A 22,091-nucleotide genomic window follows, 5' to 3' on the forward strand; every position below is an offset into this window, starting at 1 on the left:
GGCGACTTGTCAGACCCTCGTGGTTGCATCCCTGACATGACACACAGCTGGGGCGCGGCGCAGCAGGTTCTGCAGCCGGGGTTGGGAGGCCTGGTGCGTGTCCTGGGCGGCCCGGGAACGGGAAAGAGCCGTCTGCTGGTCGAGGCGGCGATCACCCGGCTGGCTGGTGGTGCCGAGCCGGAATCCATTCTGTTGCTTACCGGTTCGGGTCGGCTCGGAACACGCGAACGCAGCGCGCTGACGGAGGCGTTGCTGCGCTCGAGCCCCGGTCGTCCGGTGGTGCGCGAACCCTTGGTGCGCACCGTGCACAGCTATGCCTACGCGGTGTTGCGGCGGGCCGCTGAACGCGCCGGCGACGCCCCGCCCCGATTGCTGACCAGCGCCGAGCAGGACGCCATCATCCGGGAACTGCTGGCCGGCGATCTCGAAGACGGCGCATCGTGGCCCGCTCACCTGCTGCCCGCGCTGACCACCGCCGGTTTCGCCACCGAACTGCGAAACCTGTTGGCGCGCTGCGCCGAACGCGGTGTGGACCCCTACCAGCTCGAACGGCTGGGCCGCCGCATCGGTCGGCCGGAGTGGGTCGCGGCCGGCCGGTTCGCCAAGCAGTACGAGCAGGTGATGCTGTTGCGTGCGGCCGTGGGCACCGCGGCCCCGCAGGCCACCGCACCGGCACTGAGTGCCGCCGAACTCGTCGGCGCGGCTCTGGAGGCCTTTGCCGTGGATCCCGACCTGCTGGCCGCCGAACGTGCCCGTCTCCGTGTGCTTTTGGTCGACGACGCACAACAACTCGACCCGCAGGCGGCGCGTCTGGTGCGCGCACTGGCGGTCGGCGCCGAGGTCGCGCTGATCGCCGGCGACCCGAATCAGGCCGTGTTCGGATTCCGCGGTGGCGAGCCCGCCCTGCTGCTCGATGACGACGGCGCATCGGTGACGCTGACGGTGTCGCATCGCTGCGCGCCCGCCGTGGCCCGCGCGGTGAGCGGGATCGCGATGCGGTTGCCCGGTGCCGGTGCCGGCCGGCGGATCGAGGGCACCGGAACCGACGACGGCTCGGTGACGGTGCGCCGGGCCGCCTCGGCACACGCCGAGACCGCGCTGATCGCCGACACCCTGCGCCGCGCTCACCTCGTCGACGGCGTGCCGTGGTCGCAGATGGCCGTGATCGTCAGGTCGGTGCCTCGCGCCGGTGCGCGCCTGCCGCGAGCCCTGGCCGCCGCCGGTGTTCCGGTAGCGATACCGGCGGCGGGTGGGTCGCCGGCTGAGGAACCCGCGGTGCGTGCGCTGCTCACCGTCCTGGCCGCCACCGCTGACGGACTCGACGGCGACCAGGCCCTGGCGCTGGTCACCGGGCCTATCGGTCGCGTCGATCCGGTGTCGCTGCGGCAGCTACGCAGGACATTGCGACGAGACCACCCCGGCACGTTCACCGAACGGTTGGTGCAGACACTCACCTCTGACCAGCCGGTGTCCGGTCCGCAGGCCGGCGCGCTGCGACGGCTGCGTGCCGTGCTGGCGGCGGCAGCACGGTCCCATCGCGCCGGGCTGGATCCGCGCTACACGCTGTGGGCAGCATGGCACCGGTCGGGTCTGCAACGACGCTGGTTGACCGCTATCGAACGCGGCGGTCCGGCGGCCGTCCAGGCCGCGCGGGACCTCGAAACCGTGACCGCGTTGTTCGATCTCACCGACGGCTACGTGTCCAGCACGGCCGGTGCGTCACTGCCCGGACTCATTGAACACGTGACAGCGTGGCAGCTGCCACGGCCCAACCGCGATGCGGCGTCGCCGGCCGAGCAGGTCCGGGTGCTCAGTGCGCATGCCGCCCTGGGACACGAATGGGACCTGGTGGTCATTGCCGGATTGCAGGACGGGTTGTGGCCCAACACGATTCCGCGTGGTGGCGTGCTGGCCACCCAACGGCTGCTGGATCAACTCGACGGGATCAGCGACGACGCTTCCGTTCGGGCGCCGCTGTTGGCCGAGGAACGCCGGTTGCTGGTGGCCGCGATGGGCCGCGCGCGGACCCGGCTGGTGGTGACGGCGGTCGACAGCGACGCCGACGGCCACGACGCCGCACTGCCGTCGCCGTTCTTCGCCGAGATCGCCCAATTCGCTGACGATGAAAGTGCTGCGGCGCAGCCTGTCTCGACACCCCGGGTGTTGTCGACCGCGGCGGTGGTCGGTCGGCTGCGGGCCGTGGTATGCGCGGCGGACGGCGCGGTCGATGAAGCCACCCGTGCTTGTGCGGCAACACAATTGGCGCGGCTGGCCAAGGCCGGTGTGCCGGGCGCGGATCCGTCGAGCTGGCACGGGTTGGTCCCGACCAGTACCGCAGCACCGCTGTGCGGCGCCGGGGATGTGGTGACGTTGACGCCCTCGACCCTGCAGACCCTCAACGACTGTCCGCTGCGCTGGCTGGTCGAACGGCACGGCGGGACCAACCCCCGCGAGTTGCGCTCCACGGTCGGCTCGATGCTGCACGCGCTGATCGCCGAACCGCACCGCACCGAAACGCAACTGCTGGCCGCGCTGGACAGGGTGTGGCAGCACCTGCCGTTCGACGCCGACTGGCACTCGGCCAACGAGCTGGACCGGCACCGCGCCATGATCCAGGCCTTCGTCGAGTGGCGTGCGCAGACCCGCGGTGAGCTGACCGAGGTAGGCGTCGAGGTCGCGGTCGACGGGACGCTCGAAGCATCCAGCGGGGACGGACGACAGGTCCGGCTGCGCGGCCGCATCGACCGTCTCGAGCGCGACGCCGCCGGTCGGTTGGTCATCGTCGACGTCAAGACCGGCAAAACGCCGGTCACCAAGGACGACGCTCAGCAGCACGCCCAGCTGGCGATGTATCAGCTGGCCGTCGCCGAGGGCATGATGCCCGCCGGTGCCGAGCCCGGCGGTGCCCGGCTCGTCTATCCCGGCAAGACCGGAGCCGCGGGGGCAACTCAGCGCGAACAGGATCCGCTGACCGCACAGGCCCGCGAGCACTGGCGCGACCTGGTCCGCCGGGCAGCCGAGGCGACCGCCGGCCCGCAGTTCGTCGCCCGCCGCAACGACGGCTGCGCACACTGCCCGATCCGGCCGTCGTGCCCGGCCCACGCCGACGGGCCGGCACAATGAAGCCGCGCTACAGTCCCGCCGAATTGGCAACTGCGCTGGGCATTTTCCCGCCGACCGAGGAACAGGCCGCGGTGATCGCCGCACCCCCGGGTCCGCTGGTGGTGATCGCCGGAGCCGGCGCCGGCAAGACCGAGACCATGGCCGCCCGGGTGGTGTGGTTGATCGCCAACGGCTACGCCGAACCCGGCCAGGTGCTCGGGCTGACCTTCACCCGCAAGGCCGCGGGCCAATTGCTGCGCCGGGTCCGGACCCGCCTGGCCCGGCTGTCGAGCCTCGACCTCAGCCCGGGCGGGGTGGCCGAACCGGCGGGCGCACCCGCGGTCAGCACCTATCACGCGTTCGCAGGCTCGTTGCTGCGCGACTACGGCCTGCTGCTGCCCGTCGAGCCCGACACCCGGCTGCTCACCCAGACCGAGCTGTGGCAGCTGGCATTCGACGTCGTCACCGGATACCGCGGCGAACTGCGCACCGACAAAACCCCGGCCGCCGTCACCTCGTTGGTGCTGCGGTTATCAGGCCAGCTCGCCGAACACCTCGTCGACACCGACCAACTCCGCGATACCCACGTCGAGCTGGAACGGCTGGTGCACACGCTGCCGGCCGGTCCGCGGCAACGCGAAAGCGGACCCAACCAACAGTTGCTGCGCATGCTGGCCACCCAGACCGCCCGCGCCGAACTGGTACCGCTGCTGGACGCGCTGCAGGAACGCTTGCGGGCCGAAAAGGCGATGGACTTCGGGATGCAGATGGCTTCCGCGGCCCGGCTCGCCGCGCAGTTTCCACAGGTCGGCGAAGACCTACGGAGCCGCTACCGGGTGGTACTGCTAGACGAATACCAGGACACCGGGTACTCGCAGCGTGTTGCGCTGTCGTCGCTGTTCGGCGGCGGGCGCGACGACGGTTTGGCCTTGACCGCGGTCGGCGACCCGATCCAGTCGATCTACGGATGGCGTGGCGCCTCGGCGACCAACCTGCCCCGGTTCACCACCGACTTCCCGCTGGCCGACGGATCGCCCGCACCGACCCTGGAATTGCGCACCAGCTGGCGCAACCCGCCCACCACGCTGCACCTGGCCAACGCGATCTCGGCCGAGGCGAGGCGCCGTTCGGTTGCGGTGCGCCCACTGCGTCCCCGCCCGGACGCCCCACCCGGAACAGTGCGTTGCGCATTGCTGCCCGACGTACAGGCCGAACGCGACTGGATCGCCGACCAGCTGCAGCACCGCTACCGGCAGGCCCGCGAGGATGACGCCGCCCCACCCACCGCGGCGGTGCTGGTGCGCCGCAACGCCGACGCCGCACCCATCGCGGACGCGTTGCGGCTGCGCGGGATTCCGGTCGAGGTCGTCGGCCTGGCCGGGCTGCTCGCGGTCCCGGAGGTCGCCGACCTGGTGGCGATGCTGCGGTTGGTCGCCGACCCGACGGCCGGTGCCGCGGCCATGCGGGTGCTGTCCGGTCCGCGCTGGCGGCTCGGCGGCCGCGACATCGCCGCACTGTGGCGGCGCGCGCAAGACTTGAACGGCTCGCCGTCGACGGCGCAACCGGCCACGGCCGAGGCGATCGCGAAATCGTGCGGCCCGGACGCCGACACCCCCTGCCTGGCCGATGCCATCTGCGATCCCGGCCCCGCCGAGGGCTACTCCGCCGCCGGATACCAGCGCGTCAACGCCCTCGCCGGCGAGCTGACCGCGCTGCGCGGCCATCTGGGATATTCGCTGCCTGATCTGGTCGCCGAGGTCCGTCGCGTGTTGGGCCTCGACTGCGAGGTCCGTGCCAAGGCCGCGGGGGAGTGGTCGGGCACCGAGCACCTGGACGCGTTCGCCGACGAGGTCGCAGGCTACGCCGAGCGCGCCGGTGACTCCGGTGCCTCGGTGACCGGCCTGCTGGCCTACCTCGATGCGGCAACGCAGGTCGAGAACGGCCTGGCCGCCGCCCAACCGGTGGTGGCCCGCGACCGGGTCCAGATACTTTCCGTGCACGCCGCCAAGGGTCTGGAATGGCAAGTGGTGGCCGTGGCGCACCTCTCGGGCGGGATCTTCCCGTCGACCGCGTCGCGCAGCAGCTGGCTGAGCGACCCCGGGGAACTGCCGCCGCTGCTGCGCGGAGATCGCGCCCAACCCGGCGCCCTGGGCGTGCCGGTGCTGGACACGTCGAACGTCACGAACCGGAAACAGTTGTCGGACATCATCTTCGAGCACCGCCAAGAACTCGATCGGCGACGCATCGACGAGGAGCGCCGACTGTTGTACGTCGCTGTCACCAGAGCTGAGGACACGCTATTGGTGTCCGGTCACCACTGGGGAGCTACCGGCCTCAAGCCGCGCGGCCCCTCGGAGTTCCTGGCTGAACTCAAGGCCGTCATCGATGCCTCGGCGCAGGCGGGTCAACCCTGCGGAGTGGTGGACCACTGGGCGCCCGCACCCGCCGACGGCGAGCTAAACCCGTTGCGGGACAACGTTGTCGAGGCTATCTGGCCGGTCGATCCGCTGTCCGGACGGCGTGGGGACACCGAACGCGGGGCGGCTTTGGTGGCCGCGGCGACGTCGGTCGAGCCCGGCGAGGTCGAGCCCCCCGAGGCCGAGCCGGCCGACGTCGAAGGCTGGGTCGCCGACGTCGACGCGTTGCTGGCCGAACGGGCACGCGCAACGCAGGCAGTCGAGCACGCCCTGCCGGGCCAGGTGTCGGTCAGCGGACTGGTGGAACTCGCGCGTGACCCCGAGGGCGCCGCGGTGCGGTTGATCCACCGGCTGCCTTCGCGACCCGATCCGCACGCGTTGCTGGGCAACGCTTTTCACGCCTGGGTGCAGCGATTCTACGGCGCCGAGCTGCTGTTCGACCTCGGCGATCTGCCGGGCGCGGCCGACTCGGACGTCGGCGACTCGGCGGAACTGGCCGCGCTGCAGGACAAGTTCGCCGCTTCGCCGTGGGCGGCCCGCGCGCCGATCGCGGTCGAGGTGCCGTTCGAGATGCCGATCGCCGGCATCGTCGTGCGCGGCCGCATCGACGCGGTGTTCGCCGACGACGACGGCGGCACCACCGTCGTGGACTGGAAAACCGGTGAGCCGCCGCGGGGGCCGGAAGCCAAGCGGCAGGCAGCGATCCAGCTGGCGGTCTACCGGTTGGCGTGGGCTGCCCTGCACGGTTGCCCGGAATCCTCGGTGCGCACCGCCTTCCACTACGTGCGCAGCGGCACCACCGTGGTCCCCGACGTGCTGCCCGGCGCCGACGAACTGGCCGTACTGCTGACCGACTCCAGTCGCCCCCGTCCCGCCTGATCGTGGTTACATGACTCCGTGGCGAAAGGCAGCTGGCGGCTGAGACGTCTCGACGAGAGATTGACCGCCCAGCCCAGTTACGCGCTCGTCGGCGTCCTGCGTATCCCGCAGGGACAGGCCAGCCCGGTGCGCATCATCTCCCGCCGCATCGCGATTGCGCTGGCGGCGCTGCTGCTCGGTGCCGTCACCGTCTACCTCGACCGGGACGGATACCACGACTCCCAAGGCGACCGTCTGACCTTCCTGGACTGCCTGTACTACTCGGCAGTGACGCTGTCCACGACCGGCTACGGCGACATCACCCCGATCTCAGAGTTCGCGCGCGCGGCGAACGTCCTGATCATCACGCCGCTGCGCATCGCGTTCCTGATCTTGTTGGTCGGTACCACACTCGAGGTCGTCACCGAAACGTCGCGGCAGGCACTGAAAATCCAGCGTTGGAGGAGCAGAGTGCGCAACCACACCATCGTCATCGGCTACGGGACCAAGGGCAAGACCGCGATCGCCGCGATGCTCGGTGACGAGGTGGCCCCCGGCGAGATCGTCGTCGTCGACACCGACCGCACCGCTCTGGACCGCGCCGCATCCGCCGGCCTGGTCACCGTGCACGGCGACGCCACCAAGTCCGACGTGCTGCGCTTGGCCGGTGCCCAGCATGCGGCCTCGATCGTCGTGGCCACCAGCCGCGACGACACCGCCGTGCTGGTGACGCTGACCGCGCGGGAGCTGTCCCCGAAGGCCAAGATCGTCGCGTCCATCCGTGAGGCCGAGAACCAGCATCTGCTGCAGCAGTCCGGCGCTGACTCGGTGGTGGTCTCCTCCGAGACCGCCGGCCGGCTGCTCGGCCTGGCCACCACCACGCCCAGCGTCGTGCAGATGATCGAGGACCTGCTGACTCCCGACGCGGGTCTGGCGATCGCCGAGCGCGAGGTGGAGCAGGCCGAAGTCGGCGGGTCGCCGCGGCACTTGCGCGACATCGTGCTGGGCGTGGTTCGCGACGGGCAACTGTTGCGCATCGACGCACCCGAAGTGGACGCGATCGAGGGCGGCGACCGCCTGCTCTACGTCCGTCACGCGGGGCACTGATGTCGCTGGATTTCCGACTGCGCGAAGTCCCGCTACTGTCTCGGGTCGGCGCCGACCGGGCCGACCAGCTGCGCACCGACGTCGACGCCGCGATCGCCGGATGGGCGCAAGCGGCGCTGCTTCGCGTCGACGCACGCAATCAGGTGCTGGCGGCCAACGGCCAGGTCGTGCTCGGACCTGCCGCGGCGCTGGGCGACAGGCCGCCAGCCGACGCGGTGTTCCTGGGCCGGATCGAAGGCGGCCGCCACGTCTGGGCGATCCGTGCCGCGCTGGAACCCCCCGACGACGGGTCCGGCGAAGTAGAGGTGCTTGATCTGCGCCGTCTGGGCCGCATCATCGACGACACCAGCAGCCAGTTGGTGTCGGCCGCGTTGGCGTTGCTGAACTGGCATGACAGTGCCCGGTTCAGCTCTGTCGACGGCACTCCGACCAAACCCGCCCGCGCCGGCTGGTCGCGGGTGAACCCGCTCACCGGGCACGAGGAGTTCCCGCGGGTCGACCCCGCGGTGATCTGCTTGGTGCACGACGGCGGCGACCGGGCCGTGTTGGCCCGCCAGGCGGTCTGGCCACAACGGATGTTCTCGCTGCTGGCCGGTTTCGTCGAGGCCGGCGAGTCGTTCGAGGTGTGCGTCGCGCGTGAGATCCGCGAGGAGATCGGTCTGACCGTCCGCGACGTCCGTTATCTTGGCAGCCAGCCCTGGCCGTTTCCGCGTTCCCTGATGGTCGGGTTCCACGCGCTGGGTGATCCGGACGAGGAGTTCTCGTTCAACGACGGCGAGATCGCCGAGGCGGCCTGGTTCACCCGCGACGAGGTGCGTGCCGCACTCGAGGCCGGCGACTGGACGAGCTCGACGGACTCGAAACTGCTTCTGCCCGGGTCGATTTCGATCGCCCGGGTGATCATCGAATCCTGGGCCGCTACCTGACGCGGTCGGCGATCTCGTCCATGATCGTGGACGCGATCCGCTCGGCGGGTTCGATTCCCAGGACCCCCACCGACATCAACACCGAATTCTTGGCCCGGTACTGGTGACTCCAGCCGTTGTCGGTGATCCGCAATGACAACGGCGTCGGCTTGTCCAGCGTGAAGTCGTACTTGGGGTCGTGCAGGGCGACGCAGGCGTTCAGCGAGGCTTCGAGCTGATCGAGCGCGCCGCGCGCGGCATGCTCGTCGGGGTAGATCGCGACGGCCTGACTCACCGAGTCGACCAGCGCCAGCCCACCCGGGTCGATGTCGTCGGTGACCCCGCTGTAGCCGGCGCTGCGGAATTCCGTCCAGCCGCCGGCGAAGGTGAGGTCGCTGGTCCCCGCGGCCCGGCACGGCCCCGGCGCGCTGACGTCACCGACCGGCGGGTGTCGCAGGTCGTTGTGGGCATGGGCGTTGAGTTCTTCGTAATTGGCGATACGCCGCACCTCTTCGACGCTGACGATCAACGCGTCCGCTCCGGTCGCGGTAGGCCTCGGCGCCGCTGATGTGCTGTGCTGCGAGCATCCCGTCAGCGCGGAGACCACGCAGCAAACGACCAAGGTCGCCCGCCCGACCAGCGCCAATGCCATGGTGCTCATCGTAAGGTCCGACAGGCCCGGGCCGGGGCACCAATTACGCGGACAACCGGCCGTGTCCAGCTTGTGGCCTAGCCCAGCTTTGCCTTGACCTCGGCAACGCTGGGGTTGGTCAGCGTCGACCCGTCGGCGAACTTGACCGTCGGCACCGTGCGGTTGCCACCGTTGACGGAGCTCACGAACTCCGCTGCCGCAGCGTCGCGCTCGATATCCACCTCGTCGTAGGCGATGCCCTGGGCCTTGAGCGCGGTCTTGAGCCGGAAGCAGTAGCCACACCAGGTGGTCGAGTAGACAGTGAGCGCAGCGTTGGTCATGACTCGTTAACGTAACCGGGCGATGAACCATTCCGGGCGCGGCCCCCGCCGCGAACCGCTTTTGTCTGCCGGCCCTGCCATGATCGAAGCCAAGATGGACGCCATGCCGGTAGTAGCCGACCCCTTGATCGCGGACCTGGACGACGAGCAGCGCGAAGCCGTGCTGGCGCCGCGCGGTCCGGTGTGCGTGCTGGCCGGCGCCGGAACCGGTAAGACCCGCACCATCACCCACCGCATTGCCCAGCTCGTCGCCAGCGGTCACGTCGCCGCGGGGCAGGTGCTGGCGGTGACCTTCACCCAGCGCGCCGCAGGGGAGATGCGCTCGCGGTTGCGCTCGTTGGACGCCGCCGCTCAGGTCGGCGCGGGCGTCGGCTCGGTGCAGGCACTGACCTTCCACGCCGCCGCGCATCGCCAGCTGCGCTACTTCTGGCCGCGGGTGGTCGGCAACACCCGTTGGGAGCTGCTGGACACCAAGTTCGCCGTCGTCGCCCGCGCGGCCAGCCGGTGCCGCCTCAACGTCGGCACCGACGACGTGCGCGACCTCGCCGGCGAGATCGAGTGGGCCAAGGCGTCGTTGATCGGCCCCGAGGACTACGCCGGCGTTGTGGCAGCCGCCGGCCGCGACACCCCGCTTGACGTCGAGAAGGTCGCGGCCGTCTACACCGCCTACGAGGCGCTCAAGGTCCGCGACGAGGACGTCACCCTGCTCGACTTCGACGACCTGCTGCTGCACACCGCCGCGGCCATCGAAAACGATCCCGCCGTGGCCGGCGAGTTCCGGGATCGCTACCGCTGCTTCGTCGTCGACGAATATCAGGACGTCACGCCGCTGCAGCAGCGGGTGCTCTGCGCCTGGCTGGGTGACCGGGACGACCTCACCGTCGTCGGCGACGCCAACCAGACCATCTACTCGTTCACCGGAGCCTCGCCGCGGTTCCTGCTCGACTTCTCCCGGCGCTTCCCGGATGCCACCGTGGTGCGGCTGGAACGCGACTACCGGTCCACCCCGCAGGTCGTGTCCCTGGCCAACCAGGTGATCGCCGCCGCCCGGGGCCGGGTGGCGGGCAGCAAACTGCAACTGGTCGGCCAGCGCGCGCCGGGGCCGGTGCCGTCCTTCCGGGAGCACCCGGACGAGGCCAACGAGGCCGCCGCGGTCGCGTCGTCGATCGCGCGGCTCATCGAATCCGGCACGGCGCCATCCGAAATCGCGATTCTGTACCGGGTCAACGCCCAATCCGAGGCCTATGAGGAAGCGCTGACCGAAGCCGGCATCGCCTACCAGGTCCGCGGCGGGGAGGGATTCTTCAACCGTCAGGAAATCAAGCAGGCGCTGCTGGCCCTGCAACGAGCCGCGCAGCGCGGGTCCGAGATGGCCGAAGCTCCGCTGCCCGAGGTGGTCCGCGAGATCCTGGAACCGCTGGGTCTGACGGCCCAGGAGCCGACCGGCACCCGGGCACGCGAGCGTTGGGAGGCGCTGGCGGCGCTGGCCGAACTGGTCGACGACGAGGTCGCGCAGCGTCCCGATCTGCAGTTGCCCGGCCTGGTGGCCGAGCTGCGGACCCGGGCAGATGCCCGCCACCCGCCGGTGGTGCAGGGCGTCACGCTGGCTTCGCTGCACGCGGCCAAGGGCCTGGAATGGGACGCGGTGTTCCTGGTCGGGTTGGCCGATGGGACGCTGCCCATCTCGCACGCGCTGGCGCACGGCCCCGACAGCGAGCCGGTCGAAGAGGAACGCCGCCTGCTCTATGTCGGAATCACCAGGGCCAGAGTCCATTTGACGCTCAGCTGGGCGTTGGCGCGGGCCCAGGGCGGACGGCAGAGCCGCAAGCCGTCGCGGTTCCTCAACGGCGTCGCGCCCCACTCGCGCGCCGACCCGGCGCCAACCAAGCGCCGTAACCGCGGCCCGTCGCGCTGCCGGATCTGCAACAAGGACCTGACCACACCGGCGGCCATCATGCTGCGGCGCTGCACCACCTGCGCCGGCGACGTCGACGAGGAGCTGCTGCTCAAACTCAAGGCGTGGCGAACCGAGCAGGCCAAGGAACACAAGATCGCCCCGTTCATGGTGTTCAGTGACAACACCCTGGTCGCGATCGCCGAGATGCGGCCCGCCGACGACGACGCCCTGATCGCGATTCCCGGCATCGGCGCCACCAAGCTGGCCCAGTATGGGCCCGACTTGCTCGAAATGATGCGGCAAGCATGAAACCGCAGGTCAGAAAATCGTTTGTGGCGACGGGCCGCGACGCATTACCCTCGAATCTCGGTATTGGCGCTCAGGCGACATGAAAGGAGGGTGGCCCGCGATGTTCAACACGATCGACGTAAATGCGTTCGGCGTAGGCGCGGCTACCCGTGTACCGAGCACCGCACATGCCGCCGCGTCGGCGGCCGCGGGTAAGCACCGTGTCGCCGCCGCGACTGACGCGTCCGTGGATTGGGGCCTCGCATAGCAAAGTAGAGCCCAGTTTCGCCAAATGGCCACGGACCCGACGTCACCAGGATCCGTGGCCATAGCTTTTGGGAAACACTTCCCGACCTGGTCCGGATCGCCGATTTAGACAGCCAACCGACCAGGAAGCAGGTGAAGAGGACATGTCGGCATCGACGGTCCCAATAAAGACGCGGCCGGCCCTGCCATGTCATGCCGGCGATCCCGACCTGTGGTTCGCCGAAACCCCGGCCGACCTCGAGCGTGCCAAGACGCTGTGCACGGACTGTCCCGTCCGGCGGCAGTGCCTGACCGCCGCGCTCGACCGGGCCGAACCGTGGGGTGTGTGGGGCGGTGAGATCTTCGAGCGAGGCTCGATCGTCAGCCGCAAGCGTCCCCGCGGACGCCCGCGCAAGCAAGCCGCGTAGCCGAACGTGTGACGCCGCCGCGATTTCACAGATTTCGCGGTGGCGTCACCCGTGACTCAGACCATTACGGTGTCCGGCTCGTTGAAGCCGGGAATCAGTTCCTCCGACAGCGCCTTGATCGGAACCCGCGCGTCCAGCTGGCACAGGATCGCGGCGACCGAGGCGATCACCCGCATCGGGATCGCCAGCTTGGGCGGCAGGTCCATCTGCCGCGCCGTCTTGATCTGCGCAACCGACCGGTCGAACTGGCTCACCGTCATCCGCTGCAACCACTTTCGGTTGTAGTGGAACACCTCCACCTGGATGGGCTCGACATACTGGCGCAGCATCTCGTCGATGTCGCGAACCGACACATCCTGACCGGGCTGGATGAACCCGACCTTCTCCATGGTCGGCAACAACAGGTCGTAGTTCTTGTCCCGGGCCAGCCGGATCGTCATCCCGAGTTCGATCGGGTAACCCCCCGGCAGCGGCGCCACGGCACCGAAGTCGATGACGCCCAACCGCCCGTCGGGCAGCAGCATGAAGTTTCCGGGGTGCGCGTCGCCGTGCAGCATCTCCAGCCGGCGCGGCGCGTCGAAGGTGAGCTCCAGCAGCCGGATGCCGATCAGGTCGCGTTGTTCGCGCGTTCCGTTGCGGATGATCTCGGCCATGTGCAGGCCGTCGATCCACTCCTGGATCACCACTTTGGGTGCGCTGGCCACCACGTGCGGCACCGCGAAATGCGGGTGGTCCTCGTAAGCCTTGGCGAATGCACGCTGATTATCGGCTTCCAACCGGTAGTCCAGCTCCATCTCGGTGCGTTCGATCAATTCGTCGACCACGCCTTGGACGTCGGCGCCCGGCGCGAGTTGCTTGAACACACCGACCAGCCGCTGCATGGTCTTCAAGTCCGCCCGCAGCGCCTCGTCGGCGCCCGGGTATTGGATCTTGACGGCGACCTCGCGCCCGTCGGCCCAGACGGCCTTGTGCACCTGACCGATGCTGGCGGAGGCCACCGGGGTGTCGTTGAACGAACTGAACCGGTCGCGCCACTTGGTGCCCAGTTGGGCGTCGAGCACCCGGTGCACCTTGGCCGCGGGCAGCGGTGGGGCGTCCTTTTGCAGCTTGGTCAGAGCGTCGCGATACGGCTCACCGAACTGCTCGGGGATGGCGGCTTCCATCACCGACAGCGCCTGACCGACCTTCATCGCGCCGCCCTTGAGTTCGCCCAGGACGGTGAACAGCTGGTTGGCGGCCTTCTCCATCAGCTCGGCGTTGACTTCGTCCTTCGACTTTCCGGTTAGCCGCTTTCCGAAGCCCAGAGCCGCCCGGCCGGCCATGCCGACCGGCAGGCTGGCGAGCTTCGCATTGCGGGCCGCGCGGCCACGCTTGATTTCTGACACGTAACTATCATCCATGACGCTCAGGGCATTCGTTGCATTGATTGCGCATCGTCCCCGCCAGCACAGACCTATGTAGTCACTGCGCCAAGGAGTGGAGCGTCCCATGTCAGCCAAGCAAACCCAGCACGACACCGCCGAGGCCCTGTTCCGGGCGATCATCGAGACCCTGGACAAGCACCGCAACGAGCGCACCCTGACCGAGGACGTGCTGGACACGTTGTCCCGGGCGTATGCGTCGGTCTGCACGAACGTCCCCGAGCAGGGCCGACTGGGTTAACACGAGCACAGCGGATGGCGCGTCCACTGGCGGGCCACGATCGCGCTGGCGTTCAGGTCGAACTCCAACGTGGCGTTCAGCGCCGACGGCGCGGCGGCTTGCTGGCCGCGCACGGCGGCTATCACCTGGTTGACCTGGCTCAGCGCCAGCGCCGCGGTCGCCAGCAGGGTGGCCCGGTCGGCCACCCCGACGGTGTCGCGTAGCTGCGCGGCGATCGCCGGCCACGCCGCGTCCCGGTCGCGACGGTGCAGATCGGCGCAGCTCAGGCAGCTGGTGACGCCGGGGATGACGAGCGGTCCGACCAGCCCGGTGCCGTCGCGCACCCGGACCGGCAGGTGCGGGACGCCCGAGGTGTGCAGGTCACGCACGATGCGCGGATCGGCCACCAGGTAGTCGGCGAGCACCACCAGGTCGACGGTGGTGGTGGACATCGTCGCGTGGGGTTGGCTGCTGTGCCCGATGCGCGCGCCCGAGCTGCGCAGCGCCGGCACCAGCAGATCCGACAGCGGCCCCCGTCCGTGCACTCGGATCGACGCCGCTCGACCGGCGGCCTTGCGGGGCCGGCTCGTCGCGACACCATGGCTGACCAGCTGGGTGACCAGGTCGGTCAGGTCCGCTCCGCCGGCTTGACGCTGCAGTTCGATCATCGGCACCGGTGAGCGCATGGACCGCAGCACCGCGGCCAACCCCGTCGCGGTCAGACCCGCCGTGGGCCGCACCAGCACCGCGCGCCGCGGATCCCAGCCCACCTGCACCACACCGTCTGGCCGCATCAACACTGGCATCGCCGGATTCAGCGAATACAGGCAAGCGCCGGGCCGGCTCATGACGTGTCACGCTGCCACGCCTGGCCGTAGCGCCGTATTCAGCTATCCACAGCGGTAAGCGACCACAGCAGAAATTAGGTAGTTGACTACTCAAGTTCCCTGCGGGCACCTCGCTTACGTTGCACCTACCTGACGGGCCGAGACCACCGGCCAAGTGACAGTCAAAGGTTTGCTCGGAGGTGTACAAACGTGTCTTTTGTGATCGCGTTACCAGAGACGATGGCGGCGGCGGCAGCGGAGTTGGGCCGCATCGAGTCGATCCTCGGCGCAGCCCGCGTGACGGCGACAACCTCGACGACACAAGTGCTGGCTGCCGGGGCTGACGAAATTTCGGTGGCGATCGCGAGGCTCTTTTCCGGCCACGCACAAGACTTTCAGGCGCTCAGTGCTCGGGCGGCGACGTTTCACAACCAGTTCGTACAGGCCCTGAGCGCCGCCGGGGGCGCCTATTCGCTGGCAGAGGCGGCCAACGCCGCGCCGTTGGATGTGCTCGGACAACAAGTGCTGGGAGTGATCAATGCGCCCACAAACTTGTTGCTGGGGACCCCGCTGATCGGCAAGGGCGCCAATGGTGCGCCGGGAACCGGGCAGAACGGGGGTCCGGGCGGGCTGCTGTGGGGCGACGGCGGCGACGGCGGATCGGGGCGGCCTGGGCAGCCCGGTGGCAAAGGCGGTAACGCCTGGTTGTTCGGCAACGGCGGCCAAGGTGGGGCCGGCGGCGCCGGCATTAGTGGCATGCCCGGTGTCGCCGGTGGTCTGGCCGGAACCGGGGGAACCGGTGGCAACGGCGGCATGTTGTTCGGCAACGGCGGCACCGGCGGTACCGGTGGCGTGGGTGGGACGGGCGGGGCAATCACCACCGGCGGCACCGCCGGCAAGGCGGCCCCGGCGGCTCCGGCGGATCCGGCGGCCAAGCTCAGGGGTTGGCCAGATTCATCGGCGGCCATGACGGCGACGGCGGCTCCGGCGGCACTGGCGGCTCCGGCGGCGCGGTCGACTTCAATGGCAATGGCGTCGTCAGCGGCACCGGCGGCTACGGCGGCTCCGGCGGCCAGGGCGGCGCCGGTTACAACGGCGGCGACGGCGGCACCGGCGGCGCCGGTGGACGAGTCGAGCTCATCACCCAGGGCACCGCCGCCGGGGCCTCCGGCGGTGGTGGCGGAGGCGGCGGCCAGGGCGGCATCAGCACTGGCGGCGGCCACGGCGGTACCGGCGGCACCGGGGGCACCGGCGGTCAAGCCGGGTCGTTTGCCAACACCAACGGGTCCGGGCCCGCCGGCTTCGACTATTCCTACGGTGGCGGCGGGGGCCAGGGCGGCGGCCCGGCCGGAACCACAGGTGGTCCCGGTGGTGGCGGCGGCGGTGGCGGCGCTGCGTCATCTGGTCAGATTGCGTCCTTCGGCGCCAGTGGCCGGGGCGGCCTGGGCACAGGCGGCGGCCTGGGCGGTGGGGGCGCCTCCGGAGTCGTCACGAGCGTCCACGGCTTCGCCGGCGGCGTCGGCGGTGGGGGCGGGGGCGGAGGCATCGCGGGCGGCGTCGGCGGCACCGCCGGCCAGCCCGGCAGCCCCGGTGCCATCTTCGCCCAAGGCGGCGGTTCCGCCGCAGGTGGTCAGGGTGGCACCGCCGGCGCCTACGGCGGGGGCGGTGGCGGCGGCAACGGTCAGGCCGTCGGCGTCGGCACCCTCGGTCAGGGAGGCAGGGGCGGTGACGGCGGGTCTTAGTACCGGATCACGGTGCCGCGTCTGGGCACCTGCCACGCTCAGTTATCCACAGCGCCGGGATCGTCGGTCTCGCGGATCTCGCGGTCCAGCTTCGCGATCGCTTCGTCGATGCCGCTGGTGTCGCCACCGATCACCCCGTCGATGAACGCCGCCGGGTCGTCGAGGTCGTCGGCGCTGGGCAACAGGTCCGGGTGTTGCCAGACCGCGTCGCGCGCGTCCATCCCGGCCGCCTCCGTCAAGCGTTGCCACAGCGCCCCCGCCTCGCGCAGCTTGCGGGGCCGCAACTCGAGCCCGACCAGGGTGGCGAAGGTCTGCTCGGCGGGACCGCCGCTGGCCCGACGCCGGCGCAGCGTCTCGCTGAGCGCCGCTTCACCGGGCAGTCGGTCGCCCACGGCCGCGGTCACCACCGTCTGCACCCAGCCCTCGATCAGCGCCAGCAGGGTCTCCAGCCGCTCCAGAGCCTGGGTCTGCGCCGGTGTCGCCTTGGGCTCGAAGACGCCCTGACTCAGCAGTTGTTCCATGGCGGCGGGGTCGGCCAGCGACGCCGGGTTGAAGTCCCTGGCCAGTTCCTCGATCCCGCTCATGTCGATCTGCATGCCTTGCGCGTATGCCTCGACGGCGCCCAGCAGCTGACTGGACAACCAGGGAACATGGCTGAACAGGCGGTGATGGGCGGCCTCGCGGGTGGCCAGGAACGTCATGATCTCGCTGCGCGGCTGCTCGAGCCCGGAAGCGAAGGATTCCACGGCGTCCGGCAGGATCGCGGCCACTCCCTGCGGTCCCAGCGGCAGCCCGATGTCGGTCGACGTCAGTACTTCTTTGGACAGCCGGCCCAGCGCCTGACCCAGCTGCGACCCGAACGCGATGCCACCCATCTGCGACATCATCTGCAGCAACGGACCCGCCATGCCTTTGGCTTCCTCGGGCAGTGAGGACACCCAGACCGACGAGATCTGCTGCGCCATCGGATCGCACAGCCGCTTCCAGGTCTTCAGGGTGTTGTCGACCCAGTCGGTGGGACTCCAGCCGGTGGCCCTCGTCGTCCCGGCCGGCAGCGCCGTGGCACCGTTCAGCCAGGTCTCGGCCAGATGCACGGCGTCGGAGATCGCCGAGTTCGTGGTGGCCGGGATCGGCGCGACGAACCCGATCGAACTGGACGCGACCTGGCGGGCCAGGTCGTAGTTCACCGGGCCGGCGCCGGGTCCGGCCGTGCCCGACGTCATCGCGCTGCCGACACCACCGAACATCTCACCGAGACGGGTGAACAACTGCCCGAGGTTGGCCATGTCGAAGTCGCCGCCGAAACCGAACGGGTTCGCGCCCGGTCCGGAGTCGGGATCGTTCTTCCCGCGCTTCTCACGGTCGGGGTCGTCTCCAGCGGAGAAGCCGAAGGGCAGGTCAGCCATGACGTCAACGGTACCCACCGGGGAATCGGAAAGCGCGGTGTGGCGTCACGCTCGCAGCTGAATGGGTCGCCTGGGGTGCCGATTAGTGTGTTCTGCGTGAACAGGCGGATTTTGACCTTGATGGTCGCGCTCGTCCCGATCGTGGTGTTCGGCGTCCTGCTGGCGGTGGTGACGGTGCCGTTTGTGTCACTGGGTCCGGGGCCCACCTTCGACACGCTCGGGGAGGTCGACGGCAAGCAGGTGGTGCAGATCGAGGGCACCCAGACGCACCCGACGACGGGCCACCTGAACATGACGACGGTGTCCCAGCGGGACGACCTGACCCTCGGTGAAGCCATCACCCTGTGGATCTCCGGCCAGGAGCAGTTGGTTCCGCGCGACCTCGTCTACCCGCCCGGCAAGTCGCGTGAAGAGGTGGACAGCGCCAACAACGCCGACTTCAAAAAGTCCGAAGACAGCGCCGAATACGCAGCGTTGGGTTACCTGAAATACCCCGAGGCGGTGACCGTGGCCAGGGTGCCCGACGACAGCCCGTCAGCGGGCAAACTCAAACCCGGTGACGCGATCGACGCTGTCGACCGCAATCCGGTGGCCACGGTCGATCAGTTCACCACGTTGCTGAAGAACACCAAGCCGGGTCAGGTCGTGACCATCGACTACCGCCGCAAGAACGAACCCGCCGGCGTCGTGCAGGTGACCCTGGGCACGAACAAGGACCGGGACTACGGGTTCATGGGCGTGGAAGTGATGGATGCGCCGTGGGCGCCGTTCAGCGTGGAGTTCAACCTGGCCAACATCGGTGGTCCCTCCGCCGGGTTGATGTTCAGTTTGGCCGTCGTCGACAAGCTCACCACCGGCGACTTGGCGGGTTCGAGGTTCGTCGCGGGCACCGGGACCATCAGCGTCGACGGCAAGGTCGGGCCGATCGGGGGGATCACCCACAAGATGGCGGCCGCCCGCGCTGCGGGTGCCACGGTGTTCTTGGTGCCGGCGAAGAACTGCTATGAGGCGGTCTCCGACATTCCGTCCGGGTTGCAGCTGATGAAGGTCGAGACGCTCAGTTCGGCGGTGGACGCGCTGCATGCGATGACGGCCGGGGCGCCCACCCCGAGCTGCTAGCCGGGTTGTGGGGCCGGGGTGATGCGTACAGTTGGGGCCATCGGGGAAACAGAACAGGGAGCGTAGCTAGTGGGAATGCGGCCCACCGCAAGGATGCCGAAGCTGACTCGGCGTAGCCGGATTCTGATCCTGATCGCACTGGGTGTGATCGTGTTGCTGCTGGCCGGCCCGCGGTTGATCGACGCCTACGTCGACTGGTTGTGGTTCGGTGAGCTCGGCTATCGCTCGGTGTTCACCACCGTGCTGGTCACCCGCATCGTGGTGTTCCTGGTGGCGGGGCTGCTGGTCGGCGGCATCGTGTTCGCCGCCCTCCTGGTGGCCTATCGCAGCCGCCCGGTGTTTGTCCCCAGCAGCGAAAACGACCCGGTCGCGCGCTATCGCGCCGCGGTGCTGGGGCGACTGCGACTGGTGGGCATCGGGGTCCCGGTGGGGATCGGCGTGCTGGCCGGCGTCGTCGCGCAGAGCTACTGGGTGCGGGTCCAGCTTTTCCTGCATGGCGGCGACTTCGGCATCACCGACCCGCAATTCGGCAAGGACCTCGGCTACTACGCATTCGAGTTGCCCTTCTACCGGCTGGTGCTCAGCTACCTGTTCGTCGCCGTCTTCCTGGCGTTTCTGGCAAACCTGGTGGCGCACTATTTATTTGGCGGCATCCGGCTGACCGGGCGCGCCGGCGCGCTGAGCCGGTCGGCGCGGATTCAGCTGATCACTCTGGTCGGCGTCCTGGTTGTGCTCAAAGCCGTTGCCTACTGGCTGGATCGCTACGAGCTGCTGTCGCACACCCGCGGCGGCAAGCCGTTCACCGGGGCGGGTTACACCGACATCAACGCCGTCCTGCCGGCCAAGCTGATCCTGATGGCGATCGCACTGATCTGCGCTGCGGCGGTGTTCTCCGCGATCACGTTGCGCGACTTGCGGATTCCTGCCATCGGTTTGGTGTTGTTGCTGTTGTCGTCGCTGATCGTGGGTGCCGGCTGGCCGCTGATCGTCGAACAGATCAGCGTCAAACCCAATGCCGCGCAGAAGGAAAGCGAATACATCAGCCGGAGTATCACCGCGACGCGGCAAGCCTACGGGTTGACGCCGGACGTGGTGACCTACCGCAATTACAGCGGCGACGGGCAGGCCACCGCACAGCAGGTCGCAGCCGATCGGGCGACCACTTCCAATATCCGGCTGCTCGACCCGACGATTGTGAGCCCGGCGTTCACCCAGTTCCAGCAGGGCAAGAACTTCTATTACTTCCCCGACCAGTTGTCCATCGACCGCTACCAGGACCGCGCCGGGAACCTGCGCGACTACGTCGTCGCCGCACGCGAACTCAACCCGGACCGGCTGATCGACAACCAGCGAGACTGGATCAACCGGCACACGGTCTACACGCACGGCAACGGTTTCATCGCGTCGCCGGCCAACACCGTGCGCGGTATCGCCAACGAACCCAACCAGAACGGGGGCTACCCGCAGTTCCTGGTCAACGTCGTCGGCGCCAACGGCACCGTCGTGTCCGACGGTCCGGCCCAGCTGGACCAGCCCCGAATCTACTTCGGGCCCGTCATCGCCGGCGCGACCGCTGATTACGCGATCGTCGGCAAGACCGGGGCCGACCGTGAATACGACTACGAGACCAGCACCGAGACCAAGAACTACACCTACACCGGTGGCGGTGGGGTCCCGATCGGCAACTGGCTGGCGCGCAGCGTGTTCGCCGCTAAGTTCGCCGAGCGAAACTTCTTGTTCTCCAACGTGATCGGCTCCAACAGCAGGATCCTGTTCAACCGGGATCCGGCGCAGCGGGTCGAGGCGGTGGCGCCGTGGCTGACCACCGACAGCGCGGTGTACCCGGCCATCGTCAACAAGCGCCTGGTGTGGATCATCGACGGCTACACCACGCTGGACAACTACCCGTACTCCGAACTCACCTCGCTGTCGTCGGCGACGGCGGACTCCACGGAGGTGGCGTTCAACCGGCTGGCGCCCGACAAGCGCGTCTCCTACATCCGCAACTCGGTCAAAGCCGTCGTCGATGCCTACGACGGCACCGTCTCGCTGTACCAGCAGGACGAGAACGACCCGGTGCTGAAGGCCTGGATGCGGGTGTTCCCCGGCACGGTGAAGCCCAAGAGTGACATCACACCTGAACTTGCCGAGCATCTGCGGTATCCCGAAGACCTGTTCAAGGTGCAGCGCATGCTGTTGGCCAAATACCACGTCAACGATCCGGTGACGTTCTTCTCCACCTCGGACTTCTGGGACGTGCCACTGGACCCGAATCCGACGGCCAGCAGCTACCAGCCGCCGTATTACATCGTCGCGAAAAACATTGCCAAGAACGACAACTCGGCGTCTTACCAGTTGATCAGCGCGATGAACAGGTTCAAACGCGACTATCTGGCCGCCTACATCAGTGCCAGTTCGGACCCCGCCACCTACGGCAAGCTCACGGTGCTGACCATTCCGGGTCAGGTCAACGGCCCCAAGCTCGCCAACAATGCGATCACCACCGATCCGGCGGTGTCCCAGGACCTGGGTGTGATCGGACGGGACAACCAGAACCGCATCCGCTGGGGCAACCTGCTCACGCTTCCGGTCGGGCAGGGCGGGCTGCTCTATGTCGAGCCCGTCTACGCGTCGCCGGGAGCCAGCGACGCGGCCTCGTCGTATCCGAGGCTCATCCGGGTCGCGATGATGTACAACGACAAGGTCGGCTACGGCCCCACCGTGGGCGATGCGCTGACCGCGCTGTTCGGACCGGGTGCGGGTGCTGCCGCGACCGGCATCCAGCCCACCGATGCGGGCATGCCGGCTAATCCGCCCGCGAGTCCGCCCCCGGCGGCCGGTCCTGGCGTGCCGCCACCCACGGCCGCGGTGCCGCCTCCCGACGCGGCGTTGTCTCCGGCGAAATCCGCTGCGCTGCAAGAGATTCAGGCTGCGATCGGCGCGGCCCGGGAGGCGCAGAAGAAGGGCGACTTCGCGGGGTACGGGTCGGCGCTGCAGCGACTCGACGAGGCGATCACCAAGTTCAACAACACCAGGTAGCGGTCGCTGGGCGCTTTCCGCCCCCGGCTTCCGCCTCGGCCGCGAGGGTCCGCAAATGTACGCTGACACGCCGCAAACGGCGTCATTTTGCGGACCC

At 69.1% G+C, this 22,091-nt stretch carries 14 protein-coding genes and 2 pseudogenes; 11 read left to right on the forward strand and 5 right to left on the reverse strand.

What is annotated here, in order from left to right:
• The first annotated feature begins 36 nt into the window (after nucleotides 1–36).
• From AC5Y4D_RS21015 to nudC, 4 genes are read left to right on the forward strand one after another with little or no spacing between them, the layout of a single operon-like run.
• Nucleotides 37–3,123 (forward strand): ATP-dependent helicase, encoded by a 3,087-nt coding sequence (locus AC5Y4D_RS21015; RefSeq protein WP_500038132.1) that lies wholly within the window; start codon nucleotides 37–39, stop codon nucleotides 3,121–3,123.
• The gene (locus AC5Y4D_RS21020) at nucleotides 3,120–6,398 is read left to right on the forward strand and encodes an ATP-dependent helicase (RefSeq protein ID WP_500038133.1); all 3,279 of its coding nucleotides are present in this window, start codon (nucleotides 3,120–3,122) and stop codon (nucleotides 6,396–6,398) included. The genes AC5Y4D_RS21015 and AC5Y4D_RS21020 overlap by 4 nt, the downstream gene beginning before the upstream one ends.
• A gap of 18 nt (nucleotides 6,399–6,416) precedes the next feature.
• Entirely contained in the window at nucleotides 6,417–7,484 is a 1,068-nt protein-coding gene (locus AC5Y4D_RS21025) for a potassium channel family protein (protein WP_499946178.1), read from the forward strand.
• Nucleotides 7,484–8,410, forward strand: coding sequence for an NAD(+) diphosphatase (gene nudC / locus AC5Y4D_RS21030; RefSeq protein ID WP_500038134.1), 927 nt, complete (start codon nucleotides 7,484–7,486; stop codon nucleotides 8,408–8,410). The genes AC5Y4D_RS21025 and nudC overlap by 1 nt, the downstream gene beginning before the upstream one ends.
• Here nudC and AC5Y4D_RS21035 read toward each other — a convergent pair.
• Together AC5Y4D_RS21035 and mrx1 are read right to left on the reverse strand one after the other, a co-directional pair.
• Nucleotides 8,403–9,041, reverse strand: a complete 639-nt coding sequence (locus AC5Y4D_RS21035; protein WP_500038161.1) for a sensor domain-containing protein — start codon at nucleotides 9,039–9,041, stop codon at nucleotides 8,403–8,405. The genes nudC and AC5Y4D_RS21035 overlap by 8 nt on opposite strands.
• Before the next feature lie 77 nt (nucleotides 9,042–9,118).
• A complete protein-coding gene (gene mrx1, locus AC5Y4D_RS21040) occupies nucleotides 9,119–9,361 on the reverse strand; it encodes a mycoredoxin Mrx1 (protein WP_499946175.1) in 243 nt (80 codons plus the stop codon).
• A gap of 103 nt (nucleotides 9,362–9,464) precedes the next feature.
• On the opposite strand from mrx1, the gene AC5Y4D_RS21045 reads away from it, so the two are divergent.
• The 3 genes and pseudogenes from AC5Y4D_RS21045 to AC5Y4D_RS21055 all read left to right on the forward strand — a co-directional run bounded on the left by AC5Y4D_RS21045 (nucleotide 9,465) and on the right by AC5Y4D_RS21055 (nucleotide 12,220).
• Complete coding sequence (locus AC5Y4D_RS21045) at nucleotides 9,465–11,567, forward strand: ATP-dependent DNA helicase UvrD2 (RefSeq protein ID WP_500038135.1); 2,103 nt, start codon at nucleotides 9,465–9,467, stop codon at nucleotides 11,565–11,567.
• 100 nt (nucleotides 11,568–11,667) lie between these two features.
• Nucleotides 11,668–11,981 (forward strand): annotated as a pseudogene (locus AC5Y4D_RS21050) (hypothetical protein).
• Nucleotides 11,957–12,220: a WhiB family transcriptional regulator gene (locus tag AC5Y4D_RS21055; protein WP_499946173.1), complete on the forward strand. Its 264-nt coding sequence runs from the start codon at nucleotides 11,957–11,959 to the stop codon at nucleotides 12,218–12,220. Before AC5Y4D_RS21050 ends, AC5Y4D_RS21055 begins: the two are co-directional and overlap by 25 nt.
• A gap of 56 nt (nucleotides 12,221–12,276) precedes the next feature.
• Here the strand turns inward: AC5Y4D_RS21055 and AC5Y4D_RS21060 are convergent, their stop codons facing one another.
• Complete coding sequence (locus AC5Y4D_RS21060; protein WP_499946172.1) at nucleotides 12,277–13,620, reverse strand: macrolide-binding ATPase MABP-1; 1,344 nt, start codon at nucleotides 13,618–13,620, stop codon at nucleotides 12,277–12,279.
• Nucleotides 13,621–13,708: 88 nt separating this feature from the next.
• Between AC5Y4D_RS21060 and AC5Y4D_RS21065 the strand changes: the two genes are divergently transcribed.
• The gene (locus AC5Y4D_RS21065; RefSeq protein WP_499992978.1) at nucleotides 13,709–13,882 is read left to right on the forward strand and encodes a hypothetical protein; all 174 of its coding nucleotides are present in this window, start codon (nucleotides 13,709–13,711) and stop codon (nucleotides 13,880–13,882) included.
• Here the strand turns inward: AC5Y4D_RS21065 and AC5Y4D_RS21070 are convergent.
• A complete protein-coding gene (locus AC5Y4D_RS21070) occupies nucleotides 13,879–14,709 on the reverse strand; it encodes a TOMM precursor leader peptide-binding protein (protein WP_499946170.1) in 831 nt (276 codons plus the stop codon). The two genes, AC5Y4D_RS21065 and AC5Y4D_RS21070, sit on opposite strands and share 4 nt — an antisense overlap.
• 219 nt (nucleotides 14,710–14,928) lie before the next feature.
• Here AC5Y4D_RS21070 and AC5Y4D_RS21075 point away from each other — a divergent pair.
• Nucleotides 14,929–16,430 (forward strand): annotated as a pseudogene (locus AC5Y4D_RS21075) (PE family protein).
• Between the two features lie 38 nt (nucleotides 16,431–16,468).
• Here AC5Y4D_RS21075 and AC5Y4D_RS21080 read toward each other — a convergent pair.
• On the reverse strand, nucleotides 16,469–17,854 hold the full coding sequence (locus AC5Y4D_RS21080; protein ID WP_499992976.1) for a zinc-dependent metalloprotease: 1,386 nt from the start codon (nucleotides 17,852–17,854) through the stop codon (nucleotides 16,469–16,471).
• A 78-nt stretch (nucleotides 17,855–17,932) separates the two neighbouring features.
• On the opposite strand from AC5Y4D_RS21080, the gene AC5Y4D_RS21085 reads away from it, so the two are divergent.
• A complete protein-coding gene (locus AC5Y4D_RS21085; RefSeq protein WP_499992974.1) occupies nucleotides 17,933–18,955 on the forward strand; it encodes a YlbL family protein in 1,023 nt (340 codons plus the stop codon).
• A gap of 69 nt (nucleotides 18,956–19,024) precedes the next feature.
• Nucleotides 19,025–21,994: a UPF0182 family protein gene (locus AC5Y4D_RS21090; protein WP_499992973.1), complete on the forward strand. Its 2,970-nt coding sequence runs from the start codon at nucleotides 19,025–19,027 to the stop codon at nucleotides 21,992–21,994.
• Nucleotides 21,995–22,091: the final 97 nt, after the last annotated feature.

The sequence above is a fragment of the Mycobacterium sp. NGS67 genome (assembly GCF_059812185.1).

Bases quoted from the DNA above. Each gene is read 5' to 3' on its own strand.
- AC5Y4D_RS21055 (WP_499946173.1), top strand. From the start codon at position 11,957: ATGTCGGCATCGACGGTCCCAATAAAGACGCGGCCGGCCCTGCCATGT.
- AC5Y4D_RS21060 (WP_499946172.1), bottom strand. From the start codon at position 13,620: ATGGATGATAGTTACGTGTCAGAAATCAAGCGTGGCCGCGCGGCCCGC.
- AC5Y4D_RS21065 (WP_499992978.1), top strand. From the start codon at position 13,709: ATGTCAGCCAAGCAAACCCAGCACGACACCGCCGAGGCCCTGTTCCGG.
- AC5Y4D_RS21035 (WP_500038161.1), bottom strand. From the start codon at position 9,041: ATGGCATTGGCGCTGGTCGGGCGGGCGACCTTGGTCGTTTGCTGCGTG.
- AC5Y4D_RS21020 (WP_500038133.1), top strand. From the start codon at position 3,120: ATGAAGCCGCGCTACAGTCCCGCCGAATTGGCAACTGCGCTGGGCATT.
- AC5Y4D_RS21070 (WP_499946170.1), bottom strand. From the start codon at position 14,709: ATGAGCCGGCCCGGCGCTTGCCTGTATTCGCTGAATCCGGCGATGCCA.
- mrx1 (WP_499946175.1), bottom strand. From the start codon at position 9,361: ATGACCAACGCTGCGCTCACTGTCTACTCGACCACCTGGTGTGGCTAC.
- AC5Y4D_RS21045 (WP_500038135.1), top strand. From the start codon at position 9,465: ATGCCGGTAGTAGCCGACCCCTTGATCGCGGACCTGGACGACGAGCAG.
- nudC (WP_500038134.1), top strand. From the start codon at position 7,484: ATGTCGCTGGATTTCCGACTGCGCGAAGTCCCGCTACTGTCTCGGGTC.
- AC5Y4D_RS21015 (WP_500038132.1), top strand. From the start codon at position 37: ATGACACACAGCTGGGGCGCGGCGCAGCAGGTTCTGCAGCCGGGGTTG.